The sequence below is a fragment of the Enteractinococcus helveticum genome, assembly GCF_020742345.1.
GTDB classification, from domain to species: Bacteria; Actinomycetota; Actinomycetes; order Actinomycetales; family Micrococcaceae; genus Yaniella; species Yaniella helvetica_A.
Window position 1 is genome coordinate 1 of sequence record NZ_DYXC01000074.1, and the last position, 11923, is coordinate 11923.

Consider the following 11923-nt stretch of genomic DNA (forward strand, 5'->3'; position numbering starts at 1 on the left):
CATCATCCCACGGAGGTAGGACAACCACAGCAACCATTCAAAAAATGGCATCAAACAAACTTGGCACACTATTGAGTTCTCAAACAACCACACCCACCAACCAACACACCCACACAAGACATGCCAGCCAATAGGAAACAAAACCATAAGAAGCCCCATACGGAACTTCAGGTTCTATTAGTCTATTTTATAAGTAAACATATCATGACCAGAAGCTTACGCCTCGGTCAACAGAAGAACATTCTATCAGAATGACTGATCAGAATGTCAACTCCATCTGCGATAATCCCCGTCACATCAGCACAATCACATGAACATGTATTTATGCTTGGCACATGCACCCTGAAGTGCATTTGAAGTGTTCAGAAGATTTCGCCGATCTATCGTTTCAAGCAATTCCTTGCTTGTTTTTTCGACCGGATCAACAGCATATCACATAATGAATATCGACTGTCAACACGGCTCAGATCATGGAATCATCGTATGTTTTTATAAAAAGAACTTCTGTGTCTCAGGGCTTCCCGTCTCCGGTCCGCCCTGGGCACGAGAGATAACTATACACAGATAAATTTCGAATGCAAAACGGGCGGAAGCATCAATTCATTAGTCGTTTTACTTCGGTCTTTACCGGTAATACACCACTTATTCAGCACCTAGCCACCCAACCTACCATCAACTGTGACTGAGGTCTCCAGGTTGTTCAGTTTTCGTTCCCAAACTGGGCTCCCATTTGTCTTCCGGTTAAAACACAACGCGGGTGGGACCACATGATAGTCCCGCCCGCGACGCTCGAATTTTAACTACTGCAACAACGTCCTGTCTGAGACTGTCGCATCTTTGATATTGGAGAATTGTGCCAGAAGATCTTCGACAGTCATCGAAGCTTTGTCTTTGTCTGAGACATCGAGAATGATTTCGCCTTCGTGCATCATGATCAGACGATTACCGACTTCTAGCGCCTGGCTCATATTGTGGGTGACCATCAGGGTGGTCAGTTTTTGTTCTGCAACTACCTTTTCAGTTAGATGTGTTACAAGTCGTGCTCGTTCTGGGTCCAAAGCAGCTGTGTGTTCATCGAGCAGGAGGATCTTTGGTTGAGAAAATGTGGCCATGAGCAACGACAGCGCTTGGCGCTGTCCTCCTGACAACAGGCCAACTTTGGCGCTCAAACGTTTTTCTAAACCAAGTTCAAGAACTTCAAGTGCTTCGGCAAAGCGCTGGCGTTTAGCTTTCGTGATGCCAAAGCTCAATCCACGACGTTGTCCGCGCCGTTCCGCCAGTGCCATGTTTTGTTCGATCGTTAGGTCTGGCGAGGTACCAGCCATCGGATCTTGGAAAACTCGTCCAACATATTTCGCCCGTTTGAAGTCTTTCATCCGGGTGACATTCCGGCCGGCAATTTCGACAATTCCGGTATCAGGAGAAACTTTGCCGGCAATGGTGTTCAGTACTGTTGATTTCCCAGCACCGTTTGAGCCGATCACCGTGACGAAGTCGCCGTCATCGAGTTCAAGATTGATCCCCGACAGGGCCACCCGCTCATTGATGGAATTCGGGAAGAACGTTTTATTGATGTTCTTAAGCTTTAGCATTGGTGGCCTCCTCAAGTGCGGGCTGGGTCTCGACAGTTGTCATAGATTTTGCCCTTGTCCTTACGCGCCACTTCGGTATCAGCAGGGCCAGTACCACAATAATGGCTGAGATCAAGCGCATATCGTTCGGGTTGAATCCAATGGCCAATGCGCCCTGGACAGCGGCACGGTAAATGATGGAGCCGAAGATGACAGCCGTCGTTGCCATAAGGACTTCACGGTTTCGTGTTCCAAAGATGATGCGCCCGACCGCCGTATCAGCAAAACTGGTGACGAATCGGTTATGAAATAGAGCTTGGCCCAAAATGACCGACGCCAGGCCGACCAGAATCAGGCCAATACCCATCGAAATGTCAGCGGAGCCTTGTTTCTGGGCTATGAATGCGCCGGCTAATCCGACTAGACCGTTCGACACGGCAAGACCAACGATTTTCATGGCATCAGTTGATACACCGAATGAGCGGACCATTTCTTCATTGTCACCGGTAGCTTGCAGTCCCAGGCCCATATCGGTTCCGAGGAACCAGTCCAACAAGAATTTGAAGATCAGGATGATTACGAACAGTACCAAGATCAGCACCCAGCCGGTAATACCGTTGGCGCTGAACCAACTATAGACAGTGTCATGTCCAAGCAGCGGCACGTTCGCGCGGTTGCCCATGATACGCAGGTTAATCGAATAGAGCGCTAACATCGTCAAAATTCCGGCAAGCAACGGGTTGATTCCGCCCTTTGCATGAAGCAGGCCGGTGACGACACCGGCTAGTGCGCCCGCAATGAAAGCCGCCCCCAGGGCAAGAACCGGGTTTAGGTCGTAGTTGACCATCAAGATAGCCGCCGTCGCCGCACCCGTGGTGAATGATTGGTCTACCGTCAAGTCGGGAAAATTCAGAATACGGAAGGTCAGATATACACCAAGGGCCATGATGGCATATATGAGACCGAGTTCTAATGTCACGGTCATAGCAGTCCGGGGCTACCTTTCATGAAGTCTGATAAGCGGGCCTGGGCAGTCAAATCGTAGCCCGGGCCCGCTTAGATTTTTGCAGGTTAGTGAATACCGTGTGAGTTACTCAGCGGATTCCTCAGCGTCGGTTTCTTGATCAGTGGTGTCCTCGGCTTCGGTAGCATCGTCTTCACCCGTGATATTTGCTCCTTCGAGCAGATCTTGCGGAATTTCTACTCCCATTTGCTCGGCGGCTTCCAAGTTGAAGGTGTATTCCAAAGCAGCTTCATCAGCACGCTCAGGCGGGGTGTCGGCGAGTTCTTTTTCACCGGTTACCAGTGCCAAGATCATTTCTCCGGCTTGGCGACCATGTTCATAGTAGTTCAGGCCATATGTACCGATAGTGCCACGTTCCACTGAATCTGATTCAGCGGCGAAAACCGGGACTTGGTTATCGATGCCATAAGAAATAACCGTTTCCAAACCGGATACAACAGTGTTATCGGTTGGCACGTAGATGGCATCGACGTTATCGAAGGATTCGACACCTTGGGCGACCTCAGACGTATTGGTGACGGCGACTTCCTGAATCTCTACGCCGAGTTCTTCTGCGGCTTCCTTGGCTGCATCGACCTGGACAACCGAGTTAGATTCAGCCGATGAGTATGGGATACCGATGACTTCAGCGTCACCTACAACATCGAGAATCAACTGCAACTGGTCATCCACCGGGTTCATATCCGAAACACCGGTGATGTTGTCTCCCGGGGTATCCCAATCAGGAACCAACTGAGCGTCAACCGGGTCGGTTACCGCTGAGAAGACAATTGGGGTGTCCGTAATCGTAGTGGCGGCAGCAATAGCAACCGGAGTGGCGATCGGGGCTACGGCATCAAGATCGGCATCTCCGGCATAGCCACCCACGATGTTATTCATGGTGGCCTGGTCAGCTTGAGCGTTTTGCTCGTCGATCTCGAAGTTGTGCTCAGATTCTTCCAGCACATCTTTGATGCCCTGTGCGGTCGCATCCAGTGACGGGTGCGAGACATACTGAGCGATGCCGATCTGGTAAGTTTCCCCGGCTGCGTCACCGTTGTCTCCGCCGTCATCGGAACCGCACGCTGTGAGCAGCAGCCCCATGGCGGCAACGCTCGCCGCTGTTTTCAATAGGGTAGTTTTCTTCATTCCTACTCCAACTCTGTACTGATGCAAGTGATGAATTGTGCCCTACGCCACATGGGCGTATGTTAGTCAATCTTAGCCCGAAGTCGGGCAATTTCGTACAGGGTAATCCCCGCAGCCAGCGATGCGTTGAGGGACTCCAACTGAGAAGAGATTGGAATCGACACGATCTGGTCCACATTTTCGGCAACTAATCGCGACAGTCCGGTGCCTTCAGAACCGACGACGACGCACAGAGGTTCCGTGGCCAGTGGCAACCCGGGCAAGGACTGGGTGCCGTTACCGTCAAGGCCGATGGTAAACATGCCAGCTTTTTTATATTCAGTCAGGGCACTATTGAGGTTACTGACCTTCCCAACTGGAACACGGGCCGCTGCTCCTGCCGAGGTTTTCCAAACGGTGGAAGTTACCCCGACTGAACGGCGTGACGGAATGACCACCGCATCTGCGCTAAAGGCTGAAGCGGAACGCAAAATGGCACCCAAGTTATGGGGGTCGGTGATCGAGTCCAGCGCAACAACCAGCGGTGGCTTATGTCGGTACCCTTTAGACCAGTCATCCATCAAGTCAACGACAACATCAATACCGTTTTCGTATTCATATGGTGGCACCTGCAGCGCAATACCTTGGTGCCGGGCGTTATCGGTGATCCGAGCCAACTGCGCTTCAGTGGCTTCCAATACCGGGATGCCACGATCGGCGGCTAGACGCACGGACTTTCGAATCCGATCGTCCATTTCCACTCCACCTGACACGTATAAGGTGCTAGCGGGGACTTCTGCTTCAAGGGCCTCAACAACCGGGTTGCGACCAGCAACGGCCTCCGTAGTGCGCTGCGTTTTTTTCTTCGGTGCCGGGGGCCGGTAATTTTTATGCCAGGTCCGTTCCGAGGCTTTGGGGGTGGGCCCACGGCCTGCAAGTTTGCGACGTCCTTGGCCACCGGAACCTTTGGTTGGGCCCTTCTTCTTACGTGAAGAGCCACTGCGACGAGTACTCATTTGCTCGTCCTTTCTGCTGGAAAAACTTATTCTTGGGGTTCTGTAATCGACCAGGTCGCGCCGTGCGAACTATCTTCAACGACGACGCCGGCTGTGGCCAGTAGATCTCGAATCGCATCGGCGGTTGCCCAATCATGTGCTTGTCGTGCTTGAGCCCGCGCCTCGATTTGTGCTGATACCAAGGTTTCCAGGACACGATGTGTCACCGAATCTGCTCGGCCATCGTGTTCTTCGGCCGAGTTCAGCCCGAGCACCTCGACCATCGTGTTGACCTGACTCAGGTGGGTCTTGACGGCATCGATGTCGTTGGCATCAAGGGCCGAGTTTCCCGAGCGCACAGTTGCGTGCAACACCGCCAGGGCTTCTGGCACATTCAGATCGTCTTCCATGGCGCGTACGAATTGTTCCGGCACGGTGTCAACACCGACCGGGGTGGTCAAGAGTTTTGCCGCACGAGCCTGGAACGCCTCAATGCGTTCCAGTGCACTATTCGCCTCCTCCAGGGCTGCAGGATGGTAATCCAGCTGGGACCGATAGTGCGCTTGGCCCAGGAAATAGCGGACCGCGCCGGCACGGGCCATCGTCAACATTTCTTCTGGAGACACCGTATTGCCCACGGATTTGGACATCTTTTCACCCTCGGCGGTGACCAGTCCGTTGTGCATCCAGAAGTTGGCAAAATGATCGCCGGCCGCTGTGGATTGGGCCAGTTCATTTTCGTGGTGTGGGAACCGCAGGTCTAGTCCCCCACCGTGGATATCAAATTGGCGACCCAAGTACTTGGTTGCCATCGCCGAGCATTCAATATGCCAGCCGGGCCTGCCGGCTCCCCACGGCGAATCCCACGAGGCACCTGCCGGATCCGACTCTTGAGTGGATTTCCACAAGGTAAAGTCTCGTGGATCCTTCTTGCCACGGGTGGGCGCATCCTCGGCGTCTTGCATCTTGTCCACCGATTGGTGGGTGAGCGCCCCGTATTCAGGCCAAGACTTCACATCGAAATACACATCAGCCGAACCATCCAAGGCAACGTATGCGTGTCCGGCGTCGATAAGTCGCTGAATCAGCTGGATCATTTCAGGAATGTGTCCGGTTGCTCGCGGCTCATATGTCGGACGGCGTACTCCCAGAGCCTCATAGGCTTCGGCAAATGCGTTTTCGAACCGGTAAGCCAGCGCCCACCAAGGCTCACGGGCCGGATAGTCTTGGGTGGCAGTGAAGTCTGCCTCGTATGATTCGGCCGAGCGGTCTAAGATCTTGTCGTCAATATCGGTGACGTTGCGTACCAAAGTAACCCGATAGCCAGCGTATTCGAGCCAGCGCACCAGGATGTCAAAGACCACCGCAGAACGGATATGTCCGACGTGCGGTTTGCCTTGAACCGTTGCGCCACAGTAATAAATAGAGACCTCGCCATTGACAATTGGAGTGAAGTCCCGGATCGCACCGGTGGCTGTATCATAAAATCGTTGTCCCACGCTGCCCGATTTTAGCTCAGTCCACTGTCGAGCAGGTAATCTGTATCCCATACCAGTCTGAAGGTGGCTATCACGGGAGCTCTGCGACAGCGCCGTGGCTGCGAGATATGTTGTCGCAAAGTAGCCGGCATTTAGTCACATACGATAACCTCAGAACGAAAGCTTCTTGTTTTGCGGGCGAATTCGACCCGAGGCAAGGTATAACATCACCTCTAGCGCACCTTATTTATACGAGGAGAACCATCGTGAAGGTCAACAAAACTCGCCGGAACGTATTTGCCGGCTTGGCATTGACTGCCATCCTGGGCACTACCGGTTGCTCGGCTATTAACCCGCAGGCAACGACGTTCGAGTATGCACCCTCCGACGGCACCCAGACTACTGTCTCCGCTGATGATACTGCCACCGGCGACATCGTTGAGTTCCTGAACATTGGGGTTATCACCAACGATGCTAATGATTCCGGCCGTCTGATGGGTACGATCCACAACAAGTCCGCGAATCGTCAAAATGTTGAACTAGAAATCAATAATGAAACTTTTGAATTCACGCTCAGCGGGAACGAACAGTTGAAGCTGGAAGACGAAGAGATCATCCTTGAAAGGGTCGGTACCGAACCAGGTGGCTTGGCTGACGGTATTGCCACCGCGTTTGGCAACAGCAGTGACTTCTACGTTTCAGTGCTGCCTCCAACTCTGGAAGAATACCGTGACCTTTACCCTGACGATCTGAACGAACAGGAACAGATCGAACATCTCTATGAATTCCAGGGGCCATACCACCGCGATGAACAGTAAGTAACCTTTAATATATTTGGGCCGGTCACGCGACCGGCCCAAAATATTTAACCCATCAATGCTGCTTTAGGCTTCGAATTTATACCCGAGTCCGCGAACAGTCATCAGGTAACGTGGTGACGACGGGTCAGGTTCAATCTTGGAGCGCAGGCGTTTGATGTGGACATCCAGGGTTTTAGTGTCACCGACATAGCCCGGCCCCCACACGCGATCAATGAGCTGACCGCGGGTCATGACTCGGCCAGCATTACGCAAGAGCATCTCGAGTAGGTCGAACTCTTTGAGCGGCATGGTGATTTCGTCGCCACCGACCGACACGACGTGGCGTTCGACGTCCATACGGACTGGACCGGCTGACACGGTGTCCGGGATGAGTTCATCGGAATCCGAGTTACGGCGCATTACCGCTCGAATGCGGGCGATCAATTCGCGGGAGGAATACGGTTTGGTGACGTAATCGTCAGCGCCCAGTTCCAAACCGACAACCTTATCGACTTCGCCGTCCTTGGCTGTGAGCATGATGACCGGGACCTGGGATTCCTGCCGGATCTGGCGGATCACATCGGTGCCCGGCTGCCCCGGTAGCATGAGGTCCAACAGCACTAAATCGGCGCCGTTACGTTCAAATTCTTCCACGGCTTCCAGGCCGTCTTCAACGACGGTAACCTCGTATCCTTCCCGTTGCAGCAAGTACGACAGCGGGTCTGAGATTGACGGTTCGTCTTCAACGACAAGAATCCGAGTCATCAGTGTTTTCCTTTTCCTTGAGCAGGGTTGTGTTTTGGTGAACCGTTATTTACGGGTTCTGTTCCTTCGGTGGCGGCTTCATGTGCTTCGGGATCGAGCGCTGGAAGGCGGATGAGGAACGTTGAGCCCTCATCAACAACCGATTCCACCGTGACTTCACCGCCGTGGTTCGACACGGTATGTTTCACGATGCTCAGCCCCAGACCCGTGCCACCGGTGGAACGAGACCGTGCTGAGTCAACCCGATAAAATCTTTCAAAGATGCGTTCGCGGTCTTCTTCGGCAATACCGGTCCCCTGGTCCGATACCGCAATGTGGACCACGTCGTCGTGCTTGGTCACTTCAACCCACACTGTGGAACCATCCGGAGAATAGGTCACAGCATTATCGATGAGGTTGCGGATCGCCGTCATGAGCTGGTCGTAGTCGCCAAAGACCGAAAGGGGTTCGGGTTGGCGGCTGTGAATGGAGATATCGCGGGCCGAGGCTTCGGTTCGCACCCGGTCAATGGCTTCAGAAACCAGTCGGGTGATATCGAGGGGTTCGGCAGTTTCGACAATGTCACGTCCCTGGAGGCGAGATAGTGAGATGACGTCTTGGACCAGCGCGGATAAGCGAATCGATTCGATGGTCAGTCGGCTGGCGAAGTGGCGGACGGCTTCTGGGTCGTCTGCGGCGTCTTCAATGGCTTCGGCTAGCAGACTCATGGCACCGACCGGGGTTTTCAACTCGTGCGATACATTGGCCACGAAATCGTGGCGAATGGCTTCGGTTCGGTGCTGTTGTGATCGGTCTTCGGCCATGATCACAACGTATTGATCACCGATGGAGGCCGCTCGTAGGTGCACCAGCCAGTGTCCTTCCGGTGCCGAAAGCGCAGGAATTTCAAAACGATAATCATAGAGTTGTCCAGCCGCGCGCACCCGGGCCGTCAGTTCGGTTAATTGCTTGTGTCCCAGCTGGTTACCCCGGACTAAACCGAAAGCATAGGCCGATGGGTTAGCCCGGACCACGGTGTCAGCGGCGTCGACAATAACATAGGCCTGCCCCACGACAGCCAACACATCCAGTGCGCCTGTGGGGATGGATTGTTCGTGGTCCGCGAGTCGTTCGATTCTTGAACGCGAGGACATCCGGAAGGCGACCATGGCACCTACCGTCACAATCACACCGGCCAGTCCAAAAAGAACGGCCACAGAAACTAGACTATCCACAGATGTAACAGTACCCATACTTTTGGTGACGTGTTTGCCCAATTTCGTCTTTTGGGGCCTAATACACGCATTTGTCCGGCAGAATTCACCGCTCGTTTACTTTGTTTCGAAACAGTAGACAGTAATGGGCAGGTATATTGGCCTGCAACCACTCAAATGTATTTACGAGGACGTATCACATGCGCAAACTCTTTATGGCCGAGATGGAGGCCGTGGGCGACGATCTTGTCGAAATGGCTACCCTAGTGAATCGAGCTATGAAGCAAGCACGAGTTGCCCTGGAAGCCCACGACGTGGGCTTGGCTGAAACGGTCATCGCCCAGGATGCTCGCATTGACTACCTACAAAACGCACTAGATGAGCGCACCATCGAATTATTGCTGCTGCAAAACCCGGTTGCGACTGATCTTCGATTGTTGGTTGCTGCTCTGCGGGTGTCGTCCTCAATGGAGCGTATGGGTGACCTGGCTCGTCACGTGGCAGCCTTAGTTCGTTTGCGCCACCCGGGTCACGTGATACCCGAGCCGAGTCGGTTAGAAGTCGCGGAGATGGCCGAACTGGCGGTCAGCGTGGGTGAGCATTTAGAGCGTCTGATGACGAGTTATGATTTAACCGAAGGTCGCGATATCGTCAAGATTAATAACGATATCGATATTTTGCACTCGCAAATCATGAACAACGTGACAGAAAACGTGTGGTCGCTGACTGCTCCGCAGGCTCAAGACTTGACGCTGTTGACCATGCGTCTGGAACGTTTCGGGGATCATGCCGTATCGATCAGTCGGAAAATCGCTTATCTGGTGACCGGCGAATGGGAGCCACCGGTCATCGCTTAGGCAAGGCCTGCTCGTGGAATTTCATTGAATCGTGACCACCATGCTGCTTGCCAATGGGCGGTTTTTGGATGGTCGGCGATAAGTTTTTCTCCGGATACGCTACCGATGGTGGTGACCGGAGAGATCCCGTGCAACGTATTGGCAAACCATACCGGGTACTCCCCGGTGGCGATCTGTTGGATGGTCACCGGTCGGTGAGTCACAGTTAGACTTTGTGACTTTGCAAATTTGGCAATGCGTTGAGCGGATATTGAAGCGAGCTGCTGGGTAGCCTGGCAAAACACCAGTTCTGTTGGTTTTTCCCAGACCAGTAGCGTCCCGGTGGTCGTTTCAATGACGTTGGTGCCGTCATGGAGGATCACATCATCAGTGGGCGCTTCAGACACCAATCTGCGCATCAGGTCAATATCCGGTCCTTTAACCGTGGGCCTGATGCGCGGATCGGTGTAGTTCGGGATCCATAAGCTGGTGGTGGCCCGCGCAGCTGGTGCCCGCCGTGCCACCAAGATTAGCCGTTTCGCCCTGCCATCAGTCTCCAGGCTGATGCGTGGGAAAAGATCTGTTCCTGGATACTGTCCAGCTACTAGCGTCAGGCGATGTCGCAGTGCCATGTCAAAGGCTGTCGGATCCGTGACCCCTATTTCACCCAGACGCGCTGCTTGAGCTGTTAGCCCGGTGAAGAACCGGTGCAGGTGATCTTCTATCCCCCACACTTGTCCCTGACGAACCCGCCACGAGTCAGCGACCAGGATTTCACTATCCTCGACCGGTTCAGTGGGTTCAAATTCGTGTCCGGTCCAGGCGAAATGCTGCGGGAGTCCTGTCATGGTTGCTCTGCGATACTGTCCAAAAGTGCTTGGGCTTTGAGTTGTTTTTCTAATTCCTCGGCCACCGGATCGGAACCAACTACCACGGCTCCCCCTGCTCCAATGCTGAGTCGACCGGCGTCAATGATGATGCTGCGGATGACGACGTTGAGTTCGGCGGTATTGTTATCGCCAAGCCATCCCATGGCTCCGGAGTAAATGCCTCGTGGCCCGGCTTCTAAGTGGTCCAGGGCGGTTATGCTCAGTGATTTTGGTGCACCGGTCATTGAGCCACCGGGAAATACCGCTCTAAGGGCCTCGACAACAGGGGTGTTCGGGCGCAGGTGACCGGTTACGGTGGTGACCAACTGGTGAACCGTTGCGAAACTTTCGACCGCCATGAGTTTCGGTACCGTTACAGTACCTGGTTGTGTCACTTTGGCAAGGTCATCTCGCAACAGGTCGGTGATCATCAGGTTTTCTGATTGGATTTTAGGGTCAGCGACCATCTGTTGGGCGATCTGCACGTCCTGGGCAGGATCACTACTGCGAGCTACTGTGCCTTTGATGGGCTTGGATTCCACCAGACCATCGCGGTCCACTTTCAGAAACTCTTCGGGAGATGCGCATAAGACTTCAAGCTCATCGTCAAACGTATTGAAACGCAAATATCCGGCATATGGTGCAGGGTTTTTTGCGCGTAATCGCCCGTAGAGGTCCAGGCTATCTCCGCGGTAGTCCGCCAAATGATAGCTGTCCGTCAGACAGATGCCTGCGGCTTCACCACCTTCGAGCATGGCCTGAATCTGGGTGGCGCGGTGTTGATATGCTTCGGTGGTCAACCGCCATTGTCCCATCGGTGGGTGATGGGTGGTGGGCTCTGGTTGGGAACCTGGGCCGTAGGTTAGCGCGGTTTGGAGCGTATCCAACAGTGTTTCATCGGCATAAGCAACCAGCGTGGTGATCTGGCGGCGGTGATCGTAGCGGAGGAATGCTTGCGGTTTGATCCAGTATGCATCGGGGGTGACTGCCCTGTGGGTGTTGATGTGTCCAATCATCGTGGCCTGTTTGGCTTCATACCCTAAATAGCCCACCCAACCACCGGTGAACCCCTCAACCTCAAGTGGCTGCTCTGGTTGCCAGGCGTGGTATTGCAGATAGTCCAGCACATCTTCGGTTCTGGATGTCTGATTGCCGGCTTGCTGAATGTCTAGCTGGTTTGTGGCAACATCCCACCGCACGGTTTGGGCTAGGGCACCAGTATTGGTTCCCATAATGGACGTGTCGCCCTGTCCCAGATGTGCTGCGGCTGAGTCCAACCAGAATG

General features: G+C 53.8%; 11 protein-coding genes. 2 read left to right on the plus strand and 9 right to left on the minus strand.

Annotated features, from left to right (window positions below; translation table 11 throughout):
• Positions 1-800: 800 nt before the first annotated feature.
• From K8V32_RS07255 to cysS, 5 genes are all read right to left on the minus strand, one after another.
• Positions 801-1592, minus strand: coding sequence for an ABC transporter ATP-binding protein (locus tag K8V32_RS07255; protein ID WP_303905108.1), 792 nt, complete (start codon positions 1590-1592; stop codon positions 801-803).
• Positions 1579-2556 carry an ABC transporter permease gene (locus K8V32_RS07260; RefSeq protein ID WP_303905111.1) on the minus strand — a complete coding sequence of 326 codons (978 nt, stop codon included), beginning with the start codon at positions 2554-2556 and terminating at the stop codon, positions 1579-1581. Before K8V32_RS07260 ends, K8V32_RS07255 begins: the two co-directional genes overlap by 14 nt.
• 105 nt (positions 2557-2661) lie before the next feature.
• Positions 2662-3723 carry an ABC transporter substrate-binding protein gene (locus K8V32_RS07265; protein ID WP_303905113.1) on the minus strand — a complete coding sequence of 354 codons (1062 nt, stop codon included), beginning with the start codon at positions 3721-3723 and terminating at the stop codon, positions 2662-2664.
• A 62-nt stretch (positions 3724-3785) separates the two neighbouring features.
• Entirely contained in the window at positions 3786-4718 is a 933-nt protein-coding gene (rlmB, locus tag K8V32_RS07270) for a 23S rRNA (guanosine(2251)-2'-O)-methyltransferase RlmB (RefSeq protein WP_303905116.1), read from the minus strand.
• Between the two features lie 26 nt (positions 4719-4744).
• A complete protein-coding gene (gene cysS / locus K8V32_RS07275; protein ID WP_303905119.1) occupies positions 4745-6196 on the minus strand; it encodes a cysteine--tRNA ligase in 1452 nt (483 codons plus the stop codon).
• 245 nt (positions 6197-6441) lie between these two features.
• Between cysS and K8V32_RS07280 the strand changes: the two genes are divergently transcribed.
• Entirely contained in the window at positions 6442-6993 is a 552-nt protein-coding gene (locus K8V32_RS07280) for a hypothetical protein (RefSeq protein WP_303905122.1), read from the plus strand.
• 66 nt (positions 6994-7059) lie between these two features.
• On the opposite strand, the gene K8V32_RS07285 is transcribed toward K8V32_RS07280, so the two are convergent.
• Together K8V32_RS07285 and K8V32_RS07290 are read right to left on the minus strand one after the other, a co-directional pair.
• A complete protein-coding gene (locus K8V32_RS07285) occupies positions 7060-7740 on the minus strand; it encodes a response regulator (protein ID WP_303905126.1) in 681 nt (226 codons plus the stop codon).
• Positions 7740-8936: a sensor histidine kinase gene (locus K8V32_RS07290; RefSeq protein ID WP_303905129.1), complete on the minus strand. Its 1197-nt coding sequence runs from the start codon at positions 8934-8936 to the stop codon at positions 7740-7742. The genes K8V32_RS07285 and K8V32_RS07290 overlap by 1 nt, the downstream gene beginning before the upstream one ends.
• Positions 8937-9133: 197 nt before the next feature.
• On the opposite strand from K8V32_RS07290, the gene phoU reads away from it, so the two are divergent.
• Positions 9134-9790, plus strand: coding sequence for a phosphate signaling complex protein PhoU (gene phoU, locus K8V32_RS07295; protein WP_303905132.1), 657 nt, complete (start codon positions 9134-9136; stop codon positions 9788-9790).
• Here the strand turns inward: phoU and K8V32_RS07300 are convergent.
• Both K8V32_RS07300 and K8V32_RS07305 read right to left on the minus strand, forming a co-directional pair.
• The gene (locus tag K8V32_RS07300) at positions 9787-10617 is read right to left on the minus strand and encodes an aminotransferase class IV (RefSeq protein WP_303905135.1); all 831 of its coding nucleotides are present in this window, start codon (positions 10615-10617) and stop codon (positions 9787-9789) included. The two genes, phoU and K8V32_RS07300, sit on opposite strands and share 4 nt — an antisense overlap.
• Positions 10614-11923: anthranilate synthase component I family protein (locus K8V32_RS07305; RefSeq protein ID WP_303905138.1), on the minus strand; the 1310-nt coding region annotated here is incomplete at its 5' end. The genes K8V32_RS07300 and K8V32_RS07305, both read right to left, overlap by 4 nt.